The organism is Prevotella sp. CAG:255, from assembly GCF_000431195.1.
GTDB classification, from domain to species: Bacteria; Bacteroidota; Bacteroidia; order Bacteroidales; family Bacteroidaceae; genus Prevotella; species Prevotella rara.
Genome location: NZ_HF986778.1, coordinates 1 through 24,359, shown reverse-complemented (window position 1 = coordinate 24,359; position 24,359 = coordinate 1). Strand labels below are relative to the sequence as shown.

20 protein-coding genes are annotated in these 24,359 nt (G+C 47.3%); 11 read left to right on the top strand and 9 right to left on the bottom strand.

Going from position 1 to position 24,359, the window contains the following annotated elements:
• Nucleotides 1-371: 371 nt before the first annotated feature.
• The 5 genes from QVO66_RS02615 to QVO66_RS02595 all read right to left on the bottom strand — a co-directional run bounded on the left by QVO66_RS02615 (nucleotide 372) and on the right by QVO66_RS02595 (nucleotide 6,283).
• The gene (locus QVO66_RS02615) at nucleotides 372-1,634 is read right to left on the bottom strand and encodes an ABC transporter permease (protein WP_021853841.1); all 1,263 of its coding nucleotides are present in this window, start codon (nucleotides 1,632-1,634) and stop codon (nucleotides 372-374) included.
• A gap of 51 nt (nucleotides 1,635-1,685) precedes the next feature.
• Nucleotides 1,686-2,789, bottom strand: a complete 1,104-nt coding sequence (locus tag QVO66_RS02610) for an ABC transporter permease (RefSeq protein ID WP_287603767.1) — start codon at nucleotides 2,787-2,789, stop codon at nucleotides 1,686-1,688.
• A gap of 84 nt (nucleotides 2,790-2,873) precedes the next feature.
• Nucleotides 2,874-3,863, bottom strand: coding sequence for an HlyD family secretion protein (locus QVO66_RS02605; protein ID WP_021853839.1), 990 nt, complete (start codon nucleotides 3,861-3,863; stop codon nucleotides 2,874-2,876).
• Nucleotides 3,864-3,868: 5 nt separating this feature from the next.
• A complete protein-coding gene (locus tag QVO66_RS02600; RefSeq protein ID WP_021853838.1) occupies nucleotides 3,869-5,362 on the bottom strand; it encodes a TolC family protein in 1,494 nt (497 codons plus the stop codon).
• 45 nt (nucleotides 5,363-5,407) lie between these two features.
• Nucleotides 5,408-6,283, bottom strand: coding sequence for a hypothetical protein (locus tag QVO66_RS02595; RefSeq protein WP_021853837.1), 876 nt, complete (start codon nucleotides 6,281-6,283; stop codon nucleotides 5,408-5,410).
• Nucleotides 6,284-6,566: 283 nt separating this feature from the next.
• On the opposite strand from QVO66_RS02595, the gene QVO66_RS02590 reads away from it, so the two are divergent.
• Genes QVO66_RS02590 through cydB form a run of 3 tightly spaced genes read left to right on the top strand, consistent with a single transcriptional unit; the run spans nucleotide 6,567 to nucleotide 9,596 of the window.
• Nucleotides 6,567-6,770 carry a DUF4492 domain-containing protein gene (locus QVO66_RS02590; protein WP_021853836.1) on the top strand — a complete coding sequence of 68 codons (204 nt, stop codon included), beginning with the start codon at nucleotides 6,567-6,569 and terminating at the stop codon, nucleotides 6,768-6,770.
• 36 nt (nucleotides 6,771-6,806) lie between these two features.
• Nucleotides 6,807-8,417 carry a cytochrome ubiquinol oxidase subunit I gene (locus QVO66_RS02585; RefSeq protein WP_021853835.1) on the top strand — a complete coding sequence of 537 codons (1,611 nt, stop codon included), beginning with the start codon at nucleotides 6,807-6,809 and terminating at the stop codon, nucleotides 8,415-8,417.
• 42 nt (nucleotides 8,418-8,459) lie between these two features.
• The gene (gene cydB, locus QVO66_RS02580; RefSeq protein ID WP_021853834.1) at nucleotides 8,460-9,596 is read left to right on the top strand and encodes a cytochrome d ubiquinol oxidase subunit II; all 1,137 of its coding nucleotides are present in this window, start codon (nucleotides 8,460-8,462) and stop codon (nucleotides 9,594-9,596) included.
• Between the two features lie 114 nt (nucleotides 9,597-9,710).
• Here cydB and pgeF read toward each other — a convergent pair whose 3' ends face one another.
• The 4 genes from pgeF to hpt form a co-directional block, all read right to left on the bottom strand.
• Nucleotides 9,711-10,490 carry a peptidoglycan editing factor PgeF gene (gene pgeF / locus QVO66_RS02575; protein WP_021853832.1) on the bottom strand — a complete coding sequence of 260 codons (780 nt, stop codon included), beginning with the start codon at nucleotides 10,488-10,490 and terminating at the stop codon, nucleotides 9,711-9,713.
• Between the two features lie 80 nt (nucleotides 10,491-10,570).
• Nucleotides 10,571-11,758: a GTPase ObgE gene (obgE, locus tag QVO66_RS02570; protein ID WP_021853831.1), complete on the bottom strand. Its 1,188-nt coding sequence runs from the start codon at nucleotides 11,756-11,758 to the stop codon at nucleotides 10,571-10,573.
• A 766-nt stretch (nucleotides 11,759-12,524) separates the two neighbouring features.
• Nucleotides 12,525-13,097, bottom strand: coding sequence for an adenylate kinase (locus tag QVO66_RS02565; RefSeq protein ID WP_021853830.1), 573 nt, complete (start codon nucleotides 13,095-13,097; stop codon nucleotides 12,525-12,527).
• 24 nt (nucleotides 13,098-13,121) lie between these two features.
• Entirely contained in the window at nucleotides 13,122-13,661 is a 540-nt protein-coding gene (hpt, locus tag QVO66_RS02560) for a hypoxanthine phosphoribosyltransferase (RefSeq protein ID WP_021853829.1), read from the bottom strand.
• Between the two features lie 88 nt (nucleotides 13,662-13,749).
• Here hpt and QVO66_RS02555 point away from each other — a divergent pair, with 88 nt between their 5' ends.
• The 8 genes from QVO66_RS02555 to QVO66_RS02520 all read left to right on the top strand — a co-directional run bounded on the left by QVO66_RS02555 (nucleotide 13,750) and on the right by QVO66_RS02520 (nucleotide 23,548).
• A complete protein-coding gene (locus QVO66_RS02555; protein ID WP_021853828.1) occupies nucleotides 13,750-15,267 on the top strand; it encodes a bifunctional ADP-dependent NAD(P)H-hydrate dehydratase/NAD(P)H-hydrate epimerase in 1,518 nt (505 codons plus the stop codon).
• Nucleotides 15,268-15,337: 70 nt separating this feature from the next.
• Nucleotides 15,338-16,399 carry a DUF4831 family protein gene (locus QVO66_RS02550; RefSeq protein WP_021853827.1) on the top strand — a complete coding sequence of 354 codons (1,062 nt, stop codon included), beginning with the start codon at nucleotides 15,338-15,340 and terminating at the stop codon, nucleotides 16,397-16,399.
• 143 nt (nucleotides 16,400-16,542) lie between these two features.
• Nucleotides 16,543-17,286 (top strand): NigD1/NigD2 family lipoprotein, encoded by a 744-nt coding sequence (locus QVO66_RS02545; RefSeq protein ID WP_021853826.1) that lies wholly within the window; start codon nucleotides 16,543-16,545, stop codon nucleotides 17,284-17,286.
• A gap of 82 nt (nucleotides 17,287-17,368) precedes the next feature.
• Nucleotides 17,369-17,935 (top strand): RNA polymerase sigma factor, encoded by a 567-nt coding sequence (locus QVO66_RS02540; protein WP_021853825.1) that lies wholly within the window; start codon nucleotides 17,369-17,371, stop codon nucleotides 17,933-17,935.
• Between the two features lie 3 nt (nucleotides 17,936-17,938).
• A complete protein-coding gene (locus tag QVO66_RS02535; protein WP_021853824.1) occupies nucleotides 17,939-19,261 on the top strand; it encodes an outer membrane beta-barrel protein in 1,323 nt (440 codons plus the stop codon).
• Nucleotides 19,262-19,272: 11 nt separating this feature from the next.
• The gene (locus tag QVO66_RS02530; protein ID WP_021853823.1) at nucleotides 19,273-19,545 is read left to right on the top strand and encodes a LysO family transporter; all 273 of its coding nucleotides are present in this window, start codon (nucleotides 19,273-19,275) and stop codon (nucleotides 19,543-19,545) included.
• Nucleotides 19,542-20,147 (top strand): lysine exporter LysO family protein, encoded by a 606-nt coding sequence (locus QVO66_RS02525; protein ID WP_021853822.1) that lies wholly within the window; start codon nucleotides 19,542-19,544, stop codon nucleotides 20,145-20,147. Before QVO66_RS02530 ends, QVO66_RS02525 begins: the two co-directional genes overlap by 4 nt.
• A 656-nt stretch (nucleotides 20,148-20,803) precedes the next feature.
• Nucleotides 20,804-23,548 carry a T9SS type A sorting domain-containing protein gene (locus QVO66_RS02520; protein WP_021853820.1) on the top strand — a complete coding sequence of 915 codons (2,745 nt, stop codon included), beginning with the start codon at nucleotides 20,804-20,806 and terminating at the stop codon, nucleotides 23,546-23,548.
• Nucleotides 23,549-24,359: the final 811 nt, after the last annotated feature.

Below are 24,359 nucleotides of genomic sequence, written 5' to 3'. Positions count from 1 at the left end.
CCCCGCCGTAATGCCGAGCAGGCGCCTACAAAGATTGTTGAGGTAAAGAACAGCTGACGCCATGATGCCGTCTGAACGCTGATGGCTTATGGGCTGTGATTATTATATGCGGTTCTGGCTCGATGTCCTTTAGGCATGGCTCTGGTTATGTCAGGACAATGCAGCGGCAAGCGGGCTGCGGAAAACAAAGAGACAGATTAAAATCTCAGTCTGCTTGCGGCATATAAAGACATATTCGGCCTGATAGCAGATAAAAATTTAACGGAAGTCAGCATGCAAGTGCATGCCCGACTTCCGTTTATTTTTATGCTAACTTATTGATTTTGCGCACATACATTTTTTATGTGCGTCTTTGTTTGCATTTTATATGTCTATTCTGCCGTTTCTGTTTCGGCAGTTTCATAGTTTCTTTCAGTTCTTAGTCTTTCAATTTCCTTTCGTCGCGTCTTTATTATCTGGCGTCTGTAAAGCAGGCACGTTATGAGGAAATAGACGAAAGCCTGAATCCACAGTGCCCTGTATTCGTACAGCACATCGCCAAGGCGTGCCTCCATGCCGTTCATTCTGACAAAGCCGCGTATGCCGAAGGTTGAAGGAACGAGGTTAGACACCCATTGCCAGAACTCCGGTATGGCGCTCTGCGGCCATGACACTCCTGACACAAACAGGAATGGCAGTGAGGTGAATACAACCAGAAGTATGATGTTCTCGCGGTATCTCACGGCGCATGAGACAATCATCGAGAAGAATATGCATGAGAGCAGATAGGGCAGCATGAAGCATGCCAGGTCGCCGGCATGGAGCAGCGACGTGAAGCCGAATATGCGTGGTACAACAAGAGTGATGTAAGCTGATATCACGGCATAAATCATAAGATAGCACAGCGACTTGCCAAGCACGATGCGGAATATGCCGTTGTAATGCCTGCTTACGGGAACAAGCTGCTTAAACCTGTTCTTCTCTCTTGCGGTTCCTGCCGACAGACCTACGCCAAGCAGCAGAGTCTGCTGCAGGATGAGTATAAGCACCGCTGGTATAAGAAAGTTGCCGTATCCTCCAGTTGTGTTGAATATCTGCACTTCGTCAAAGTCAAGCGGCTTTATCGTTATCTCGTTCTCGCGTTCGGTGGTGTTGCCGGCGCGCTGAATCTGTATCTCTGAATTGATGTTTCCGGCTACAGCAGTGGCTGTCTGGAATATGGCTTTGTAGTAGAGCATGAAACTCATGTCGCAGAACACGTTGACATGGCTTTGCTCCATCCGGTTGATGTTGGTCTGAAAGTCTTCTGGAAAATACAGTACGCCCGAGGCTTCCTGCCTGCCCACAAGGTCTCTTGCTTCGCTCAGGCTGTTGCAGTAATATGTAATCTTGGCGTCGGGTGACGCGTCAAACTGTCTGATGAACTGCCTGCTGAGATTGCTGTGCGACATGTCGACCACAGCCACCTGCACCTCGCGCACCACCTCGTTGGTGTAGATCCACGAGTATACAAGCGGATAGAGCAGCGGCACTAGGATGAAGAAGATAAGCACACCCTCGTCTTTCCAGGTGGTTTTCATCTCTTCAGCCCAGATGTAGCACATGTCGTGTATGCCCTCATTGATCTGTTGTATTAAGCTTTTGGCTTTTTTCATCAGGTTTTATATCTTAATTCTTCTTCTGTTTTTATCTTCAGTTAAAAGCGCTTAAGGCAAGTACTCATATTCTAAGGCGGCTTTCTTTATCTTGGATACAACCAGCACGGGGAGCATAATGAAGCATACCATTGCCGTTATGTTTATCCACGAGTAAGCAAGCGGATAGCCGTTGAAGATATTGAGCTGATAAATCATGTAATAGTGCCGTAGTGGAAACAACTGGGCTATTGATTTTATTGCCGGTGACATGGCAGACAGCGGAAAGGCTGTGCCCGACAGCGAGAAACTCAATACGGCCCACAGGCTGCATATGCTCATAGACATGCGGAGCGACGGCGTGAGTCCAAAGACAAATATGCCGAAGCCCTGAGCCGCGAGGACTGAAAGCAGGCCGAGCAGCAGTATAGCCGGCAGTCCGCCGGGATGAGGAAACTGCAATATGCCGAACACATACATCATGTAGCCATAGAATATGGCCAGGAACACCAGCGTCTGTGGCAATATCTTGCCGATGAGTGCATTGTGAATGTTATTGCCGGCTGTCTGCATCCATTCTTTCGATGTGCCGAATTTCTGTTCCGTTCCTATCGAGTAGACCGTTATCAGGAAGATGAAGAGCATAAGGCAGCCCGGAATAATCATCGTGTTAAGATAGATACTATAGTTTACGGCGGGATTGTTCACCGTATGCAGGTCGATGACGATAGGCTGCAGAAAACTCATAATCTGGCTTTCTGTAAGTCCTTTTGCCTGCAGCACAGACGACGCTGCCCCGGCAGAGCCAAGCGTAGATATGGTCTTGAGGTCGCGGTAAAGCAGCGCTCCGGCAGTAAGTGAGGTGGAGCTGTAGTAGAACGATATTTTAGGCTGTCTCATTGACAGCAGCTCAGACGTTGTGCCTTCGGGAATATACAGGAAGGCATAAATCTCGTTGCGCTGTATGGCATTGCGAGCCTCGCTTACGTTAGTATACCGTTTTACGATTTTTGTTGTCTGGAATGCGTCCAGCTTTCTTATTATTGAGCGTGTGGTAGATGTATTGTCGAGGTCTACTACGCCAACGGGCATGTCGGTCGGCTGCCCGTTGCTCATTAGTGAAGTAAAAAATATGGTGACAATAACGGGAAATATCAGCATGCAGAACAGATACATCGGATTCTTCTTCAATATTCTGCATTCTCTGCATGCCACGCTGATGATGTTCCTTATGCTGACACTGTTACCCACGTTCTGGTTTTATCTGTTTTTAATTATTAGCGACATACCCGGTCTTAGTCCGTCAAGCTTTGTTACAGGACGGGCTTTCACCTCGAAAGTCTTCAAGTCATACTGTCCGTTGCTCTTTGTGGCTTTCCATACGGCATAGCTGCCTTCGTCCTTGATGTAGTAGACCTTCATCTTCAGGTCTTTGCTGAAAGCCGGGCAATATGCTGTGAATGTGTCGCCGTTCTTGAGTCCGTTGAGCTGGTCTTCACGCACGTTGAATGTACCCCACAGGTCGCTCATTATTGATATGCTCATGATAGGAGAGCCGGCTCCGATAAGTTCGCCCACTTTTGGATAAATGCTGCTTACCTCGCCTTCAACCTGTGCTATCTGCACGGTTTCGTGTATGTATGAGTTTATTTCCTGTACGGCACCCTTTGCCCTGTTCACCTGAGCCGCAGCTGCACGCTTCTCTTCGCGGCGTGCGCCGTTTACTGCCATGTCGTATTGGCTCTTGGCAGCCTTTGCCTGAGCTTCGAGCGCCTTATAGTTGGCAAATGCCTCGTCGCGTTTCTGGGCACTCATGACACCTTCGTCAAACAGACGCTGAACACGCTCGTATGACTTCTTTGCAATGTCAAGTCCGGCCTTGGCCTGCTGCCACATCTCGTAGGCTCCGCGTATCTGTTCCTGACGTGCGCCCCTGTCAGCCATCTCGTTCATGGCGGCAGCAGCGTCTTCAGCACTTTCAGCCTGCTTCTTCTTGGCCTCAATGTCAGGAGCGTCTATTATGGCCAGCGTGTCGCCAACCTTTACATAGTCGCCCTCCTTGACTCTAAGTTCAAGAATGCGCCCGGGCACCTTGCTCGACACCCTGTATTCAGATACTTCAATTTCGCCCTGTATCGTTTCAGTTGTCTTGCCAAAAGCAAAGAAACCTATAACTCCTACAATAATGACGGTTATGGCAAATCCGGTTATTGTAAGCAAGATGTTGTTATGTTGTGATTTTTTTGTCATGATTTCTAATATAATGATTCTCCAAGAACTTTCTTTAAGTTGAGCTGTGACAGCTTAACATCAATTTCAGCGTCTATCTTCTGTGAGCGTGCCTGCAGCCATGCCGTCTGTGCGGTCATGACATCCGTAACGTCCATTACGCCCTCTTTGAAGCCGAGGTTGGCACATCGCAGGTTTTCGTCGGCACGTTCTGTATTTTTGTTTGCCATGTTGAGCCGCTTGTTGGCTTCGCTCACTTTGAATGAACTCTGGTTCACCTGCAGTTCCACCTTCTCGCGTGCTTCATCGAGCTCGAGCATGGCTATCGTCGTGGCAGTCTTGCTGGCCCTTATCTTGTATGAACTTTCAAACCAGTTCCATACAGGTATTCTCATTATCACCCCGACATTCCATACACCGGAGAACTTCTTTTCGAATCCGTTGTAAAGGTTGGGATTGGTTACAAGATAGCCTGCGGTGAGCGCTATTTGCGGCAGATACGCGGCTCTGATTATATTTGTTGTCTGTTTGCTTATGTCAACCGCATTCTGCAGCATCTTCAGTTCTGCACGGTTCTCCTTGGCGGCATCCGTGTCAACCAATGGTGTCATTTCCACCTTGCTGAATGCGTCTTCTTTATCTTCGTCTTCAAGCCTTATGTCCTTGCTGATCGGCATGCCGCACAGCTGGCAGAGCAGCATTTTTGCCAAAGACACTCCGTTCTCAACTTCCAGAAGCTGCATCTCAGCCTCGTTTAGCTTCACGTCAACCTTCAGGCCGTCGGCTCTGGTGGCAACGCCTTCGCGTATCATTTTTTCAACGTCGCCGCTCAGTTTCTTCACGAGGTTCAGATAGCTGTTAGCCAGCTTCTCCTTATGTTTCAGCGACACCACGGTCCAGTAGGCATTGTCGATGTCGTATATCGTGTTCTGCGTCTTGCTCGTTATGTCGTTTTCAGCCAGTTGCTCGCTTATGTCGGCTATCTTGTTTGCCGCAACGATGCTTCCGCCCATGAATATCGGCTGGCGCACCATGACAGATGCCGTAAAGATATTTCGCGTGTCGGTCCTGAAAGCGTCGCTTATGGATTTTCCTATGGCGTTGCCTGCATTTTCCAGTCCGGGCATTATCTTGTTGGCTATATTTCCAAGCGCTTCGGCTGTCTGAGGTGTTATAACGCCCTGGCTAACCATGTCCGTTATTGCAGACGATACGGTGTTGCCCAGTTGGCCGGCAGTTGTAGTGCCAAGGTTGCCGAGCACGCCTTTCTGTTCATTGTTGAGGAGAGAAATCTCCTTGCTCATGAATTCGTATCCGCCGAGCACGTCAACGTGTGGCAGATATTTTGTGCGTGCGGCTTTCCGTGTGTTCTGCGCCACGTCCTTCTTAAGCCGTGCAATGTTTATCTGCTTGTTGTTGCGCAAGGCCATGGCGCGGCAACTGTCGAGCGATAGCACCTGTTGCGCCGCCGCTGTGGCAGGGGCGCATATCAGGAGAAATATGGCAGCAACATTCTTCATAAACGAATAGCGGTTAATTCTTCTTGATGATCCTGAGGTCAGGGCTTATTTAAATGAGAAGTTGCGAGAACCAATCATGTTTCCGTCGGCAAATATGCTGACGTTGTATGTACCGTTGCTCAAGAACTCGTTTACGTTCCAGTATGTTGTTACAGCAGTCTCGTTGCCGGTGTATTCGATGTCTCTTTTCATTGAGTATTGCAGGCTGCGGTTCTCATAGTTGAATGTTCCGCCGTTGGTGAGCACAGAGCCGGTTGGCGTAGTTATGCGCACGTAGATGGTCTTCATGCCGCTCTGGGCTGTAACATTCTTGGCTATGCTGAAGTTTACCTGAAGAGTCTTGCACTTTTTCAGGCTCTTTGTAACCTTGCCTCTCTTGTTCTTGGCTGTCAGTGATATGCCTGTGGCATCAAGCTGAGCAGCAATGGCGACCTTCTCTGAAAGCGACTGCTTGTCGGCATTAAGACCTTCGATCTGTCTTGTTGCCTCGGCGTACTGTCCCTTCACGCGTGTGTTTTCTGCTGTAAGGTTCTGGTTAAGACGGTTGAGCGAGTCTATTTCCAGAATATAGCTTCTGATGACGGCGCGGCATGTTGCAAGCTCCTTTTTCAGACGTGCTATCTCGCGTGCGTCTGTAGCCTTCACGTTCTTCAGCTCTTTCAGCAGCTGTTCTGTCTTCATCTGCTCCTGCGTGAGCTGCTCTATGATAGAGTCGTTGTTTATCTGAGTCTTCATCTCGCTGTACTGGTCGGCAAACTGCTGATACTCGTTTTCCATTTCTTTCTTGTCGAGTTCGGCCAGTTCCTGCATGTCCCTGTTAGCCTGCTTTTGCTGCTGCAGACTTATAGACAGGTAAACTATTCCACCGAGTAGAAGTACACCAATGACAGCTGAGATTATTATAATTTTCTTATTTTTCATTTTAAATTCTGTTTTAAATTAATCATGATTATTAAACTGAATGCCATAGTGGCATATTTAATTGCAAAAGTAGATTTTTTATCTTAAAAGACAAAGCATTTATTGAAATAAAAAAACTATTATTGTCAATTTTGCCGTGTTTTTGAACAAAATTAAAATTTAATGTGTATTTTTGTTGAAATTAACTTGCCTTATGCTAATTCGGCGTTTACATTTTGTCGTGAATATAGCATTGAGAGTGGTTATTTGTACTGAATATCTAATATTATGAAATAAAACGGATATGTTGCGCAAGATTTTCGATTTTTATTACAGCGGTTTCACCTCGATGGACATAGGAAAGAAGCTTTGGCTTGTCATTATCATAAAGCTTGTGATAATATTTCTTGTCGTGAAGCTGTTTTTCATGCCTGACGTGCTAAGCCAGAAGGCTGCGGGCGGCAGTAAGGCCGACTATATAAGCAGCCGTATGACCGGTGCAGATTGACAGAGCAAGATTAGTAACTATTAAAAAATAAAGTGTATGACAGATTTTTTATTGAGCATTAGTGCAGGGACCGTCGACTGGTCGAGAGCTCAGTTTGCACTTACAGCCATATACCATTGGCTCTTTGTGCCGCTGACGCTCGGACTTGCGCTTATTATGGGAGTGATGGAAACCTGCTATTATCGCACAAAGAGCGTCTTCTGGAAAGACACTGTGCGCTTCTGGCAGAAGCTGTTCGGTATAAACTTCGCCATGGGTGTGGCAACCGGACTTATCCTTGAGTTTGAGTTCGGCACAAACTGGAGTAACTATTCGTGGCTCGTAGGCGACGTGTTCGGTGCGCCGCTGGCCATCGAGGGCATTGTGGCTTTCTTTATGGAGGCTACGTTTGTCGGCGTAATGTTCTTCGGCTGGGGCAAGGTGTCAGACGGATTTCATCTTGCGTCGACATGGCTGACGGGACTTGGCGCTACGATATCAGCGTGGTGGATTCTTGTTGCCAACGCATGGATGCAGTATCCCATAGGGCAGGTGTTCAATCCTGACACGATGCGCAACGAGATGACGTCTTTTGCAGATGTGGCTCTGTCGCCTTTTGCCATAGACAAGTTTTTCCACACAGTTCTTTCAGCCTGGATTGTCGGTGCAGTGTTTGCCGTGGCGGTCGGCTGTTATTATCTTATCAGGGCCAATAGCGGCAAAATGCCCGAGGCTACTGCCGCCAGAACAAGAAAGTTTGCTGTCAGCAGTATAAAGATCGCCTCAATAGTAGGACTTGTTGCAACGTTGCTTACAGCTTATACAGGAGACAATTCTGCATATATGGTGGCAAAGACACAACCCATGAAGCTTGCTGCAATGGAAGCTCTGTATGACGGTGAAGAAGGTGCGCCGCTTACGGCTGTGGCCTTAATAAATCCGTTCAGGCAACCCGACTATGCCGCTTCTGAAGAGTTGCCTCTGCAGGTGGCAATACCCAAGATGCTCTCTGTGCTGGCAACGAGAGACCTAAACGGCTTTGTGCCTGGCATAAACGACATCATTAAGGGCGGATACACGCAGCATGACGGTACGACTGCATTGTCTTTTGCGGAAAAGTCGGAGCGCGGAAAGGTCGCCATCGATGCAATAGGCAAATACCGCGAAGCCAAGAAAAACGGTAAAGCAGCCGAGGCAGATAAGTATGGTGCACTGATTAAGGACAATGTTAAATACATCGGTTACGGATATATGGACAATCCCGACCAGATAGTGCCTTACATACCAGTGTGCTTCTGGTCTTTCCGTATTATGGTAGGTCTTGGCATGTTGCTCATCCTAGCCTTTGCCGTAACGCTGTTTGTTGTATACCGTAAGGACATTCTGCGTCTCAAATGGCTGCATATTGCATGGCTTGTTCTTCTGCCGTTGGCCTATGTGGCAAGCGAGTCGGGATGGGTGCTGGCCGAACTCGGACGTCAGCCTTGGGCAATACAGGACATGCTGCCCACATGGATAGGCGTGTCTGACATCAGCTCAGGGTCGGTTATCTTCACGTTCTTTATGTTCCTCGTGCTGTTCACGCTTCTGCTTGTGGTTGAAATCAACATTATGTGCAAGGCCATAAAGCAAGGTCCGGAGTTTTCTGATGTTGCTGCCAGACCATAACTGCGTCAATAATAAACATGAACGATAAAAACAAAGAAAATTATGACATATCTTTTTTTGCAACAATATTGGTGGTTCCTGGTGTCGCTGCTTGGAGCGCTGCTCGTTTTCATGATGTTTGTTCAGGGAACAAACTCTATTATCTTTTCTCTCGGGCGCAACGATGTTGAGCGTGGAATGCTGGTTAATTCTACCGGCCGCAAGTGGGAACTGACTTTCACCACGCTTGTAACGTTCGGCGGAGCTTTCTTTGCCTCGTTTCCGTTGTTCTACAGTACGAGTTTCGGCGGTGCCTACTGGCTGTGGATTATCATCCTGTTCACCTTCGTGCTGCAGGCTGTCAGCTACGAATTTCAGAAAAAGCTCGGAAATATTCTTGGCGTAAAGACCTTTCAGACCTTCCTTGTCATCAACGGATGGGTGGCTCCGTTCCTTATTGGTGTTGCCGTGGCAACATTCTTCACAGGCTCTAACTTCGTTGTTGAGAAGGCAAACTTCACCAACGGACTGTCGCCCGTGATAAGCAGCTGGGCTAACGTCAGCAACGGCCTTGACGCCCTTCTCGATGTGTGGAACATTGTACTTGGACTTGCCGTCATGTTCCTTGCGAGGGTTACAGGTATACTCTATACGGTGAACAGCGTCTCTGACATATACATACGCCAGCGCTCAAGAAAGCTGCTGCGTATTAATCTGCTGCTGTTTCTCGTTACATTCCTGGCTTTCCTTATTTATGTCCTTGTGAAGGACGGATATGCTTACGACCCTGCAACAGGCAACATCTTTGTCGAAAATGGCAAGTATCTTTCAAACTTCCTTGCTTTGTGGCCGCTGGCTGTTATGCTTGTAGTGGGCGTTGTGCTGTTTCTTTACGGAACGGGGCGTACTGTTTTCGACACCAGTTTCAATTCAGGTATATGGACAGCCGGCATTGGTGAAGTGTTGGTAGTGCTGAGTCTGTTGCTGTGTGCCGGACTTAACAACACGGCGTATTATCCTTCTGCCGTTGACCTGCAGAGCAGTCTGACCATTCAGAACAGCTGCAGCAGCGAGTTTACGCTCAGCGTCATGTCTGTAGTGTCGCTGCTCATACCGTTTGTTCTTGCATATATAGTTTATGTGTGGCGCATCATCGACCGTCACAAGATTAACCGCGAGACGGTGGAGGAGGGCGAATAATCGTCGCCCTTCCGCATCATGTCAACAGTAAAGGCCATATCCCATTCACTCCGGGATATGGCCTTTACTGTTTTATTCAGTATGCCTTCAGACATTTTCTTTGCGGCTTAGGTGTCAGCGCAATATTATTCCTGTGAATATTCTGCCTGATTCAGTGCCGAGCTTTCGCGCCGAAAAATAGTCGTTGCTGTTGTTGTAGGTGCATACCCCCGACAAGTTTATGTTGTTTTCCTTCAGTCCCATGGCTGCCAGCTGCCTGTGGTTGCATTCGGGCAGGTCGATGTGCCATCTGTCTTCCTTGCGGCTTATGTCGGCCATGTTGAATCCGGCAGCCTCAAATTCGGCATAAACTTCGTCGCCTACTTCAAAGGCGTCTATCGATATGCCCGGTCCTATAACAGCCGTCAGGTCTTCCGGACGTGAGCCGAACGACACCTCCATCATCTTTACAGCCTTGCATGCTATGCGCTTTGCCGTTCCGCGCCATCCTGCATGCACCGCAGCTGCAGCGTGGTGTGCATAGTCGTATATTAATATAGGTATGCAGTCGGCGGTAGACACGCCTATGCACACGTCCTTTACGTCGGTTATCAGGGCGTCGACGCCTTCAAGAATCATTCCTTTTACCGTTGCCGACAGCGACAGGAAGTCGGCACCTATCTGCATCACTTCCGTGCCGTGAGTCTGGTGCGGCATAATGACACGCTCCTTGTCAACGCCGAGTTCACGGCATAGGGCTTCAAGGTTCTTCTCAATGTCTTCAGGGTTGTCGCCGCAATATCTGTTTATGTTCAGCTCCGCATAGTTTCCGGTGCTGTGTCCGCCGTGGCGCGTTGTGCTGAATGCCGTCGTGTCGGGCGATATGTCATAATATGTAAGCTGTGGCTTCATCATAGCAAAAGTGTTTTTGGTTTATATAAAAGAGCCGCATGTTTGCCGTTGCGGCATGTCATGCGGCTCTTGTCTTATGTTTCTTATTTATCTTCGTCAATGTCAAAATACTCAACATCGTCAAGGTCCTCATAGTCGTCGATATCCTCAATGTCTTCATCATCAACAAACACTATCTCGTCCTCGCCCTCTTTAAGCAGTTCCTGCGGCAGTGTGCTGAGGTCTTTGTCGCGGTGAACCAGCGTGTCTTCGGCTGTAATGTCCTGCAGCTTGTTGCTCTCGCTGTTGAGCTCTTTCCACAGCACGTCTTTCAGTTCGTTGATGCCCTGACCTGTTACGGAAGATATGAACACCACGGGGATGTCGTCGGGCGTAGTCTCGCGCAGCATCTCTATAAGCTCGTCGTCGAGCAGGTCGCATTTTGTCACGGCCAGCACTCTGTGCTTGTCGAGCATCTCGGGGTTGAAGTTGCGCAGCTCGTTGAGCAGTATCTCATATTCCTTCTTTATGTCGTCGGTGTCGCCGGGCACCATAAACAGCAGCAGCGAGTTGCGCTCTATGTGGCGCAGGAATCGCAGACCGAGACCCTTGCCCTCGCTTGCACCTTCGATTATACCCGGAATGTCGGCCATGACGAACGACTGTTTGTCGTGATAGCTCACAATGCCGAGCGACGGCTCAAGCGTGGTGAACGGATAGTTGGCTATCTTTGGGCGCGCACTCGACAGCGACGACAGCAGCGTGCTCTTGCCCGCGTTGGGGAATCCAACAAGTCCCACGTCAGCGAGCAGCTTCAGCTCTAATATTATCGTCATTTCCTCCATCGGCTCGCCCGGCTGAGCGTAGCGCGGTGCCTGGTTGGTGGCGCTGCGGAACTGGAAGTTGCCAAGTCCGCCGCGGCCGCCTTTCAGCAGCAGCACCGTCTGTCCGTCGTATGTAACGTCGCACACATACTTTCCTGTTTCGGCGTTATACACCACCGTTCCGCACGGCACGTCGATATATTGGTCCTTGCCGTCGGTGCCGTGACATTTGTCACGTCCGCCATTGCCTCCGTGTTCGGCAAACACGTGGCGCTGATATTTCAGATGGAGCAGCGTCCAGTAGTTGTGGTTGCCTCGCAGGTAAATGCTTCCGCCTTTACCGCCGTCGCCTCCGTCGGGACCTCCGTTGGGGTTGTATTTCACATGGCGAAGATGCATGGAGCCTCTTCCGCCTTTGCCTGAGCGGCAGTAAATCTTCACATAATCTACAAAATTGGATTCCGGCATGTTGTTATCGTCTTTGTTAATATTTTGCTGCAAAAATACGAAATTATTGCAAAACGTGCAATATATAAGCGGTGCAGATAATAAAATTAAGTATTTCTTTGATATTGTTTTGCCCTGTTGCTGATTCCGTATAGTTCCGTCTATGATCTTTTGACGCTCTGATATGTAAACACAGCTTTTGCCTTTCAAACTGATTCTCGCTGACGCTCCAGAGCGGGCATTTTCAGAAATTAAAAATATTTGTACGCAAATACTGTCGAAATCGTGTGCAAATGTAACGCCTTGTTGCTCAACATAATGCCAATATAAAACATAAAGTGTGCAATTATTTTCGCAATAAACGGCCGCAAAAAGCCAGGATTTTGCCTTAAAAACAGCCTTTTCATGATTCAAAAACGGCCCACTTTTGCCCCCAAACCGATAGGTTTATCATCAGAAAGTGCCCCGTTTTCTCCTCTTTGTAAATATCCTTTACCATTTCATGTCCTTGTGTCCGCCTCGCTTTTCTATTTCGTCAGAAAATCCAAACATTTCTGTAATGTCATATTGTAATTGAAGATTGATTGTGTGCGACATAATGTGTATGCATATAAACAAATGATGTTGAGCTTTTTATCGTTATATGCAGTGTTTGTTATGCAAAAATATTTTGCAGTATTTACATGCATCTTTATGTATCTGAATGCGGATTGCCAATAAAAAAATAAGAGGCTAAGACGGAGCTGCGCTCCCTTAGCCTCTTACATTATAAATATGTCTTACGTATTTACAGATTGTCGATAACATTGCAGATGTCACCGAAGATGCGATCGAGTTCGCCAAGACCGTTGATGTGGTGATGAAGGTTCTCCTTTGAGTACCATTCAATCAGCGGAGCTGTCTGGTTGTGATAAACGTCGAGACGCTTCTTTATTGTCTCCTCGTTGTCGTCAGAGCGTCCGCTCTCCTGACCGCGTTTGATGAGGCGTGTCATCAGTTCGTCCTCGGGAACGTCGAGCTCTATCATAGCTGCAATTTTGTGTCCGCGCTCGTTGAGCATGCTCTTCAGAGCCTCTGCCTGCGGTATTGTGCGGGGGAAGCCGTCGAAGATGACACCCTTGTGCTCTTTTCCGAAGCTGTCGTAAACGCTTGCAAGGATGCTTACCATCAGTTCGTCAGGAATAAGCTGTCCTTTGTCGATGTATTGTTTGGCAGTTTTTCCCAGTTCTGTCTCGTTCTTGATTTCGTTACGCAGTACGTCGCCTGTTGAGATGTGGCCAAATCCGTACTTCTTAATCATAAGATCGCTTTGTGTGCCCTTTCCTGAACCGGGCGCACCGAAAATTACAATATTTTTCATCTTTTTACTTTATGTTATTTTGTCTTACTCTTCCACCAGAGTATATATGTCGCGCAGGTTGCGTCCCTGCTGGTTGTAGTCGAGTCCGTAGCCAACGATGAAGTCATTAGGAATCTCCATTGCGGCATATTCGATGTTCAGATCAACCGTAAGTTTTTCGGGCTTGAGCAGGAGTGTGCAGATATGCACCGACTCGGGGTTGCGCGTTCCGAGCGAGTCTATCATGCGTTTCATTGTCAGTCCGCTCTCAACAATGTCTTCAAGGATTATTACTGTTCTGCCAGAGATGTCCTCGTTGATGCCTATAACCTCCTTGATTTTTCCTGTAGACATTGTGCCCTGATATGAGGCCAGCTTCACGAAGGAAATCTCACACGGAATGGTTATGAGCCGCATAAGGTCGGCTGCGAAAACAAACGAGCCGTTGAGCACGGCCAGAAACAGCGGGTTCTTATCCTTCATGTCTTTGTTTATGCGGTCTGCAACCGCCTTGACGCGCTTCATAATCTCGGCTTCGGGATAAGAAATCTTGAATTTTTTGTCATGGATTGTTATTGGGTCCATAGTGCTTTTTTTATATTTTGGCACAAAATTACTAAAAATATATCAAACATTAATAAGCGATTGGCATTAATTTTGTATTTTTGCACTGATGAAGATTTTTACAGGTGCTCAGATTCGTGAGCTTGACAAATATACAATAGAGCACGAACCCGTTAAATCGATAGATTTGATGGAGCGTGCGGCTAAATCGATAACGCATGCCATTACCGAAACTTGGAGCAATGGTATGCCGGTGATTGTTTTTGCCGGACCGGGCAACAACGGAGGCGACGCCCTTGCCGTGTCGAGGATGCTTGCTGAGCAGAAATATGATGTAAGCGTTTATCTGTTCAACATCAACGGCAACTTGTCTGAAGACTGCAAGACCAACAAGCAGAGGCTTATTGAATGCAGGGCTGTAAGAAAGTTTGACGAGGTGGTGAACGAGTTTGACCCTCCGAAACTCGAAAAGAACATGCTTGTCATCGACGGCCTGTTCGGTTCGGGGCTCAACAAGCCGCTGGCCGGAGGCTTTGCCTCGCTTGTCAAGTACATCAATCAGTCGGCTGCTACGGTGGTGAGCATCGACGTACCGTCAGGACTGATGACTGAGGACAACACCTATAACGTAAGGGCAAACATCATAAAGGCTGACCTTACGCTGACACTGCAAAACATAAAGTTGTCGTTCCTTTTTGCCGAGAACCAACAGTTTATCGGCAAGCTTCGCATGCTCGACATAAGGCTGAGCAAGGAAGGCATGGAGCAGATGACATCACATTATCGCATTCTTGAGGAGAACGACCTCAGACCGCGCCTGCTGCATCGTGACTGTTTTGCGCATAAGGGCGACATGGGCCATGCGCTCATCGTAGCCGGCAGCTATGGCATGGCCGGAGCCGCCGTGCTTGCCACAAAGGCATGCCTGCGCAGCGGTGTGGGTAAAGTGACCGTCTGCACGCCAAGACGCAACAACGACATACTGCAGATGTCTGTTCCCGAAGCCATAATGCATGTCGACAAGGAAGAAACCTTCTTCTCAGAGTCGGTTGAGACAGCTGACTATGATGCATTAGGCATCGGACCCGGACTGGGCATGCAGGAAGGCGCAGCTATAGCATTTATCAGTCAGGTGCGCCGTGCGCAGATTCCTGTTGTGGTTGATGCCGACGGCCTGAACATCCTTGCAAGCCACAGGGCATGGCTGCAGCAGTTGCCCAAGGGCATAATAATGACTCCGCATCCAAGAGAGTTTGAGCGCTTGTCGGGCAACAGGTTCAACGACAGCTATGAGCGCCTGAGCAATGCCCGCGACATGGCAGAGCACCTGCAGGCTTATATCATACTCAAAGGCCACAATTCAGCCTTGTGTATGCCTGACGGAAACATCGTTTTCAACTCTACGGGAAATGCCGGAATGGCAACAGCCGGAAGCGGCGACGTGCTGACCGGTATAATAACAGGACTCTTGGCGCGTGGCTACAGGCAGGCTGACGCATGTATGCTGGGAATGTATCTGCACGGACTTGCCGGCGACCTCGCTGCGAAAGAGATAGGAATGGAGAGTATGGTGGCAGGCGACATCATCAGATATCTGCCACAGGCGTTCCGCCGTCTGGAAGATTAACCGGCAACAGGCCTTATGGCCGTTGCCTTTTCCATATATTATAAGTTAGAACCGAAAATAATGAGATATTATGAAGAAGCTGATAACATGTGCATTGCTTTTTACAATGGGACTTCATGCCGCATCTGCCCAGAAAGGTAAGAACGTGGCAGAGGGAACCGGGTATTATCTTCCACGTACCGAGTTGCGCTTTACGGTGAAGATGGAAAAGACATCCTATACGCCGGGCGAGTTTGCCGTTTATGCCGAAAAATATATGAAGGTGAGAAATGTCAGCATGCAGCCATCTGTTACCTACCGCATGTTGGGACTTGACATTAACTCTGAAGGCGAGCGCGACACGTCTAAGTTTTATGTGGCTCCGGTCGACTCTAAACATAATATACAGACGCTTGAACTCGACGATAACGGTGTGCTGCTTGCCATAAATGCAGAGCCGAAGCAGATAAAGGAGCGTGTGCCGTTTAAGCCTGCGCCGAAGCCTGCACCGCTAAATCCGCGCGACTATATGAACGAGGATGTTCTCTCGGCAGGCAGTTCGGCCAAGATGGCTGAGCTTTGCGCTCTTGAGATTTATGACATACGCGACAGCCGCAGCCTGCTGAGCAAGGGACAGGCCGACTTTATGCCTAAGGACGGCGAGCAGCTCAAGATAATGATGCGCAACCTTGACGAGCAGGAGAGCGGACTTATGCAGCTCTTTACGGGTGTTACCGTTAAGGACACTATTGAAACCGAGATTGTGTTTGTGCCTAACAAGGAAACCGACCGCCAGCTGCTGTTCCGCTTCTCGAAGTGGATGGGCATAACCGATGCCGACGACCTTGGCGGCAATCCATATTATGTAAGTGTTGAAGACAAGCATATCATGCCGTCTGTTCAGGAAAATCTGCTCAGCACGAAGAAGGCCAAGGACAATGGCGGATTTTATGTAAATCTTCCGGGAAAGATAAAGGTTACTCTGTTTAAGGGCACCGAACAATGGGCTGCATACGAGCTTTATGCCGCTCAGTTTGGTCAGGTGGTGGCTCTTGACGAAGGACTTTTCGACAAGAAACTGCTTACGAGCATTGTTCTCAATCCTGTTACAGGCAGCCTTGAGAGCATAGAGATAGAGAATATTAAGAAGTAATTAGGCGTTTCCTAGCCATATTTCCTGCATCATGGCCCGCTTTCATTCCTGAAAATGTGAATAAAATTTAAAAACATTTGACGGTACGCAAGTAAAATGCACTTTGATGATTTCATTGGTGTAAGATAAATAATAAATATGTTATGAAAGCAATGAAATTCTTTACAGTGATAGCGTTGGCCATGATGTCGGTTTTCACAATCACCTCTTGTGACAACGACAACGATGTTTATTGGTATTATCCGCCTTATCCCAACGCGCTTGTTACGGTGAAGCCCGTAAGCGACAACGGTTTTTACCTTCAGTTGGACGACAGCACCACGCTGTTCCCCACAAACATGAAGACTTCGCCTTACGGCGACAAGGAGGTAAGGGCGCTGGTATGCTTTACAGAGGTGAAGCCTGTCAACTCTGACTATACCAAGTCGGTAGAGATAAACTGGATGGACAGCATACTGACAAAGAAGGGTGTGCCTTATCCGGGTGAAGAAGGCGAGGCTGAATATGGTGAAGATCCGATAGAGATTGTAAAAGACTGGGTAAACATTGCCGAAGACGGATACCTCACTCTGCGTTTCCGCACACGTTGGGGCAACAATGGAGTGGCACACTTCGTCAACCTGTTCACCGGAGTTAATCCCGATGACCCGTATGAGGTTGAGTTCCGTCACAATGCCTTTGGCGATGTCAACGGAGTATGGGGCGATGCCCTTGTGGCTTTCCGCCTGAGCGACCTGCCTGACACAGAAGGCAAGACCGTGAAACTGACATTGAAATATAAGTCGTTCAGCGGCGAGAAGTCAATACAGTTCGACTATTGCAGCCGTAAGGCTGCCGGAAGCACGAATATAGCCGAAAAGCCGGCATATTCATCGCGTGTTAAGTAATCCGGATTATTATTGTTTGTTGATTATATTTCAGAAAAGGCCCCGCCGAGTGTTTTGGCGCAGGCCTTTTCGATATTAAAGAATGACAAAAAACTACGGCAGATATAAAGAGAACGACCTCGTCGAAATGGTAGTTAAGAAAGACCGGGGTGCAATGAAATTCCTTTATGACAGATATGCAGAATATTTGTCTGCCGTGTGTGGTCGCTATATCGCAGACGAAAACGACCGCAAGGATGTCTTGCAGGAGTGCTTTATCAAGATTTTTATGTCGCTCTCTACATTCGAGTATCGCGGCGACGGTTCTTTGAAGGCATGGATGGCAAGGATAACGGTCAACGAGTCGTTGAAGTTTATAAGAAAAAGCGCCACTTACAGTTTTATTGAATATGGCGAGAATGTGCCCGACACGGCCGACGAACCTGAAGTGGAAGGCGTGCCGGATGATGTAATCAATAAGCTGATTTTGTCTCTCCCTCCTGGTTATCGAATGGTTTTCAACCTCTATGTGTTTGAAAACAAAAGTCATAAAGAGATTGCACGTATGCTTAACATTGGCGAAAGTTCGTCGGCATCTCAGTTCTCTAGGGCAAAGGCCCTGCTTGCAAAACGTATTAAAGAATATAAAACAGCACATAAAAATGATTAGGTCATGGAAAAACAATGGATAGAAGATCTCAGAAAACGATTTGACGACAGAAAGGCTCCCGTTCCGGAAGGCTTGTGGGATGATATTGAGTCTGCCATGGCCGAGGCAGGTGCTGATGCCGTAGACAGTAGCACAAGCAAGCGCCGGGCACGCATCGTTCCTCTCTGGGGACGATGGTCTGCCGCAGCTGCCGTTTGTGCCGCCTTGGTTGTCGGTCTGGTTAAGTATAGTCAGCCTGCACCTACTGAGCTGGCGTCTGTGGGCAGTGCGTCTCACAAGTCGGCTGACGTTTCTGCCGCAAAGTCTTCAGATAATGTTGCTTATGAATCTGCGTCTACAGATGAAGCCGGCGATGCCGTACAGCCCGCGCTGTCTAGGCTAAAGGCCGGAGTGGCAGCTGTAGTTGAGAGAGCAAAAGAACGTGCTGCCGTAGACAGCGTAAGGGTAGAGACTGCTGACGAAAACCTCGTGGCTGAGGCCGGTGTGGCCGCAGATAAAGAAAACAAAGCTGCTGAAACTGCAAAGAAGGAGGTGTCTGTAGTGAGACATCAGCCTTCCGGCCGCAGACAGTCGTCTTATCGTGCAGACAATGATGACCTGCTGGCTGTCAGTTCACACAAGCGTCATGACTCAGGCGTGTCGGTAGGCGTATATGGGGCCAACTTCATGTCTATTGGAGGCACTTCTAATGGCGGCATGATGTCTCAGCAGCAGATGAACGCTTACGTTGATCCGGTTCTGAACAAGGATTTTGTCATGCTTACATCTATGAACGACAACCTCAGAGCCGCCGAGACAGAGGAGAACGAGGTGAAGGTTAAACACCGCCAGCCGGTCAGACTCGGTATGTCTGTGCGTTTCAAGTTGCTTGACAGACTTGGCGTGGAGACAGGTATGAGCTATTCTTATCTGTCGTCTGACATTGCTTCAGGTGATGATGAAGGCGGATTCCGCACAGAGCAGAAACTTCATTATGTAGGTATACCTTTGGGTGTGAACTATGATATCTGGAAGACTGACTTCCTCGAGGTTTATGCCTCTGCCGGCACCATGGCCGAGTTTTGCGTTTCAGGTCGTTCGAGCACGGAGTATGTTTCAGACCAGACAATAATGAAGCGCACTGAGACCGACATGAAAGACAGCAGGCCGCAGTGGTCGGTGAATGCTGCCGCAGGTGTGCAGTACAACTTCAGCAACCTTCTGGGTCTGTATGTGGAGCCGGGTGTAAGTTATTATTTCGATAACGGCAGCAGTGTGTCTAACATATATAAGGATAAGCCGTTTAACTTTAATCTTAATTTAGGTCTTAGGTTTACTATAAGATAGTTGCAGACGTAATGTTTACAGTTATTTTGGTCATGCTTTCAGGCATGCTTTTAGGGCGCTTGCTGCGTAACCGCCGCATGACGTTTTTGCCCCGCGTTGTAATGTTCCTTATATGGGTGCTTCTGTTTCTGCTTGGAGTAGAGGTGGGAGCAAACCCCGAGATAATACGTAATTTGAAGTCGCTTGGCGTCGAGGCTTTTGTCCTTGCAGTGGCAGGCACGTTGGGCAGTGCCGTTCTGGCATGGGCTTTATGGCGTTATGCAGAAAGGAGCGGTGAGCGATGAGAGACAGTCTTATTATCGTCGGCTTTTTTGTGTTGGGTATAGTCTTCGGCATGAACGACATTCTCCCCGACTCGTTGGTGGGCAATAGCAGCGTCAGCTTTGGTGCTTTGTGCGCCCTGATGTTTTTTGTAGGTGTCAGCGTAGGCAGCGACTCTAAGATATTCGCCAGCATACGTTCGGTCAATCCGCGGCTTATGCTTCTGCCTCTTATGACCATTGTAGGCACCCTAGCAGGCACCGCTGCAGCTTCATTCCTGTTTCCGCGCCACGGCTTTACCGACTGTCTTGCTGTCGGTTCGGGGTTCGGCTATTATTCATTGTCAAGCATATTCATCACAGAATATCGTGGAGCTGAGCTGGGCACGGTGGCTCTCCTTGCTAATATCTCGCGTGAACTTATAGCGCTCCTTTGTGCTCCTTTGCTGGTTAAGTTCTTCGGAAAACTTGCTCCTATTTCTGCCGGTGGAGCCACGACGATGGACACCACTTTGCCTATAATATTGCGCTATTCAGGCCAGCAGTTTGTCATGCTGTCTGTATTTCACGGCTTCTTGGTTGATTTCAGTGTGCCGTTCCTGGTGACATTCTTCTGCTCTATATAATATAATGTATTGGTCTTGTGGTGCAGTGGCAGAGTGTATGTTCTGACTTTGCCTGTTATGCATGCTGCAATATGTGGCCTTTTGGATTCTGATTGACGGCTTATAGCCTGCTGATATGCCACATATTGCAATGCAAGATGCCTGCTCCTGCGTGTACGGCATGATTCATAAAAAGTTTTTCTTAGAAACTCGTAACTTATCACAATTGTCCTTAATTCACTAATATTCAATGCTTTAGCGTGTGATGAGTTGAATACTCAACTCGTCACATCATCATAATCCTGCTGTTTTTATATACGTAAAATGTGTATCCGGTTTTACAGCGTGATGAGTTGTCACAACAACTCGTCACGCTGTAACTCATTGAAGATTATTGCGTTACGTGTCAATGTGATGAGTGATGAGTTTTTTTGAAAAAATTGTTTTGCTGATCGAAACAAAATATGTGCATAATGTTTAGATGTATTTGTTGAAAATAGTTCATAAGACTTGATGGATTAAAAAATGTTAATAGCATGGAACTGCTTTCCAAAGTGTGATTACAACACTTATGCGTAATCGTTATATTTATGATTTGTCTATTATTATGGCTATATCGCCGTTAAAATGAAGCAAGTCTTATTATATAAATATAAATTATTAACTTTATTAATCTTATGAAAAAACATTTGCTAATAGGAGCTTCTTTGTGTGCGTTGAGTTTGTCAGCGCAGGCACAGCGTATCGACTTTGATAACGCTCCGCTTAATCCCGGGCGCGACACGGAGGACAAATATATCGGATGGACAGTAGATAAGGCAGTTGCTGACACTCTTACAGACATTGAAGTGCCTGGCGACGAAACCCGCAAACTGACACTTGTTGTCAACTGTGGCGACCAGTCGGTTACAAACAGAACTCTGAAATCTAACTGGTGGAAAGACGGAGTGAACAAGCATTCTAAGCTTGTAGGCGACTGTGTGGCTGTATATGGATTTGATTCCGACGGCAACACTCCTCAGCTTACAACGGAGAGTGCTACGATGAACCTTGTCTTTAAGGGACTTTCAGCCGGCAGCCACTCCTTGTTGGCATATCTCAATGTTACTGACGGCAATATCTCTTCGGTAGCACCGATTGACGTGCTGGTGGATGGCGTAAAGGTTGCCGAAAATATAATAATGTCGTCAAGGGCCGAAAGCCCGTCTGCCAGCGGACAGGCTTATATAACGTTTAATGCCGTTGAGGGTGCTGACGTAACTGTAAGTTTTGTGTCAAAGCCAGAGGCAGGTGTTACGTATGGTACTTCCGGAATATTCCTCAGTGGTATTGTGCTGGATGAGTCGAATCCTAATTCAACGGCTTTAGATCCTTATCCCGCAAATCTCGACTATCATGTCGATGCAGACAACGGTTCGCTCACACTGAGGTGGACTAAAGCGCCGATAGCAGTCAGCAGCGTTGTATATATGGGCACATCAGCCGATCAGCTGGTGAAGGTCGGCGAGACAAATGATGACTTTTACACAGTAAGCAACCTCTCTGCCGCCGAGTCGGCACTTAATACATACTATTGGCGTGTTGACGAGATTGATGCCGAAGGTAACGCCTATCCGAGTGATGTATGGTCGTTCCGTCCGCGCCGCATAGCATTCCCCGGAGCCGAAGGATATGGAAAGTATGCTATCGGAGGTCGTGGCGGAAGTGTTTATCATGTAACGTCTCTTGAAGATTATTCTGCTGAAGAGGCTCCTGTTCCCGGCACTTTCAGATATGGACTTACTGAAGTTGACGGTCCTCGTACTATAGTATTCGATGTTTCCGGAACAATCAATCTTAAGTCTCGTCTGACATGTTCTGACCCATACGTTACCATCGCAGGACAGACAGCTCCCGGCAAAGGTATCCTTTTCCGTGGTGCTCCTATCGGTGTGGCAAGCGACGGCATCACACGCTTCGTCCGTATGCGCCGTGGATATCATAATGACGATGTGGCTGATCAGGCAAAAGGACTCGACGGTCTTGGTATGGCCGGCAACAATAATGCGATAATGGACCACTGCTCTGTAGGATGGACCATCGACGAGGCTTTCAGTTCGCGCAATGCCAAGAACATCACATTGCAGCGCACTCTTATCTCTGAAGCCCTCAACGTGGCAAATCATCCTAATTATGGTCCAGGTGCGGCACACGGATATGCTGCTACCATTGGCGGCGACACTGCCACTTATCACCATAACCTTCTTGTTCATAACGAAGGGCGCAACTGGAGTTTGAGCGGCGGACTTGACGGAGCCGGAAGTTATGCCGGACATCATGACGTATTTAATAATGTAGTATATAACTGGGGCGGACGTGCCACAGACGGCGGAACACATGAATGCAACTTTGTCAATAACTATTATAAGATGGGTCCTGCAACCACTCAGCGCTTCTTGTTGCGTGCACAGCTTGAAGGCACCGGCACAGGTTCGCAGTCATATTATGTTAAAGGCAATCTTAGAATAAATAAGGACGGATCTGTTACAGAAGATGCGCTTGACGAAACTTACAGATATGAGACATCTGGGGGACAGGTGGTTGATTGGACGGTGTTCGTAGACAAGCCCTTCTTCGATTCCAAGGCTGAAATACAGGATGCAAAGGATGCTTATAAGTCGGTTCTGTCTGACGTCGGAGCCAATCTTCCTTATTTTGATGAGCACGATATGCGCATGGTAAGCGAGACATACAATGGCACGACAAGTACAAAGGGTAGTGTTTCGGGTAAACTGGGACTTATCGACCGCGAGACAGATGCTGAAGGATATGTTTATTTCCCTGAAGTAGGCGAGACACGCGGTGCCGATTTTGATACAGATGGCGACGGTATGCCAGACTGGTGGGAGAAGGCCAAGGGATTAAATCCGAATCTCGAAGATAATAATACGCTTAATGCCGAAGGTTACACAGCATTGGAAGAGTATCTTAATTGGATGGCTGAACCAAATTATCAGATTCTTCCTGGTGTTGAGAGTAAGATTGACTTAAATGCCTTGTTTGTTGGCTTTGATAAAAATTCGGCATTTTATGGCTATGAGTGTCCTGACGGATGGAATGTGATGGATAATTCTGACGGTACGCTCAGCATAGAGCCGGACATTAATGCCGACGGACTTTTCACTATACCTGTTTTCTGTGGTGATGGTACGACAGAGTATACAATGACTCGCAACATTAATTTGTTTGTATCTTCTTCTGCCACTGCAATAGAAAGTCCTGCTGACATCGAGAATGGCGCTTCTGCAAGTTATCAGATATATTCAGTGGATGGTGTGTTGCTGAAAAATGGAAAAGATTTCAAGTCGCTGCCACAGGGTATATATATATTAAAGGTTACAGACGGCAAGAAAGTAAAGTCATATAAAGTGGTGAACAAATAAAAACCAGACATATCAAGAAAAATCCGTTTGAAGGAGTCTCTCCGGATAACGGATTTTTTATTTAACCCCAATCAGTTATTATGATTTGGATTGTATTTTTCTTTATATCGAGTGCATTTTCGGTATGTCAGGAAAAGCGAACAAGAAGATGCCAATAGAAACAAAAGACTGACTGAAAGCATTAATGCACAAAATTGGTAATGCAATGTGCGGCCTAATGACAGATTTTGGCTAAAATGAATTATGGCATATTTGAAAATCAAAAAGAATATATCTTCTTTATATGAATAAAACTCCAATTTTTTTATCTGTTTTTGGGTTTTAGACTAAATTTTTAAAATTAGTGTAAAATTCGTAGATTTTACGAAGAATTATCCTGTTTTGCTTGATTTATATCAATTTTGAGTGGAAAAATTGATATTTTTGAAAAATAATCCTCAAAAAGTTTGTGAGAATAAAATAAACCCCTTATCTTTGCACTCGCTTTCACAACGATAGTGATAGCGAACAAGAAAAGAGTTCTTTGAAAAGTTTACATATACAACAGAAACAGTACAGGCCTTCAGTCGTTTCTTGATAAGAAACATGAAGGGAAGAACATGTAGGGTTCCGTCCATATTGCTTGATTCATTTCTAGCAAAGATGGCAATTCACATATACTGGATAATGAAATGCGTACATTACAGAGCAGATTAAATTAATCTTTGCCTTCGGGTATTGATTACATTATAAAGAAATTTTACAGTGGAGAGTTTGATCCTGGCTCAGGATGAACGCTAGCTACAGGCTTAACACATGCAAGTCGCGGGGC

Bases quoted from the DNA above. Each gene is read 5' to 3' on its own strand.
- QVO66_RS02615 (WP_021853841.1), bottom strand. From the start codon at position 1,634: ATGAAAAAAGCCAAAAGCTTAATACAACAGATCAATGAGGGCATACAC.
- QVO66_RS02610 (WP_287603767.1), bottom strand. From the start codon at position 2,789: ATGTATCTGTTCTGCATGCTGATATTTCCCGTTATTGTCACCATATTT.
- QVO66_RS02605 (WP_021853839.1), bottom strand. From the start codon at position 3,863: ATGACAAAAAAATCACAACATAACAACATCTTGCTTACAATAACCGGA.
- QVO66_RS02600 (WP_021853838.1), bottom strand. From the start codon at position 5,362: ATGAAGAATGTTGCTGCCATATTTCTCCTGATATGCGCCCCTGCCACA.
- QVO66_RS02595 (WP_021853837.1), bottom strand. From the start codon at position 6,283: ATGAAAAATAAGAAAATTATAATAATCTCAGCTGTCATTGGTGTACTT.
- QVO66_RS02590 (WP_021853836.1), top strand. From the start codon at position 6,567: ATGTTGCGCAAGATTTTCGATTTTTATTACAGCGGTTTCACCTCGATG.
- QVO66_RS02585 (WP_021853835.1), top strand. From the start codon at position 6,807: ATGACAGATTTTTTATTGAGCATTAGTGCAGGGACCGTCGACTGGTCG.
- cydB (WP_021853834.1), top strand. From the start codon at position 8,460: ATGACATATCTTTTTTTGCAACAATATTGGTGGTTCCTGGTGTCGCTG.
- pgeF (WP_021853832.1), bottom strand. From the start codon at position 10,490: ATGATGAAGCCACAGCTTACATATTATGACATATCGCCCGACACGACG.
- obgE (WP_021853831.1), bottom strand. From the start codon at position 11,758: ATGCCGGAATCCAATTTTGTAGATTATGTGAAGATTTACTGCCGCTCA.
- QVO66_RS02565 (WP_021853830.1), bottom strand. From the start codon at position 13,097: ATGAAAAATATTGTAATTTTCGGTGCGCCCGGTTCAGGAAAGGGCACA.
- hpt (WP_021853829.1), bottom strand. From the start codon at position 13,661: ATGGACCCAATAACAATCCATGACAAAAAATTCAAGATTTCTTATCCC.
- QVO66_RS02555 (WP_021853828.1), top strand. From the start codon at position 13,750: ATGAAGATTTTTACAGGTGCTCAGATTCGTGAGCTTGACAAATATACA.
- QVO66_RS02550 (WP_021853827.1), top strand. From the start codon at position 15,338: ATGAAGAAGCTGATAACATGTGCATTGCTTTTTACAATGGGACTTCAT.
- QVO66_RS02545 (WP_021853826.1), top strand. From the start codon at position 16,543: ATGAAAGCAATGAAATTCTTTACAGTGATAGCGTTGGCCATGATGTCG.
- QVO66_RS02540 (WP_021853825.1), top strand. From the start codon at position 17,369: ATGACAAAAAACTACGGCAGATATAAAGAGAACGACCTCGTCGAAATG.
- QVO66_RS02535 (WP_021853824.1), top strand. From the start codon at position 17,939: ATGGAAAAACAATGGATAGAAGATCTCAGAAAACGATTTGACGACAGA.
- QVO66_RS02530 (WP_021853823.1), top strand. From the start codon at position 19,273: ATGTTTACAGTTATTTTGGTCATGCTTTCAGGCATGCTTTTAGGGCGC.
- QVO66_RS02525 (WP_021853822.1), top strand. From the start codon at position 19,542: ATGAGAGACAGTCTTATTATCGTCGGCTTTTTTGTGTTGGGTATAGTC.
- QVO66_RS02520 (WP_021853820.1), top strand. From the start codon at position 20,804: ATGAAAAAACATTTGCTAATAGGAGCTTCTTTGTGTGCGTTGAGTTTG.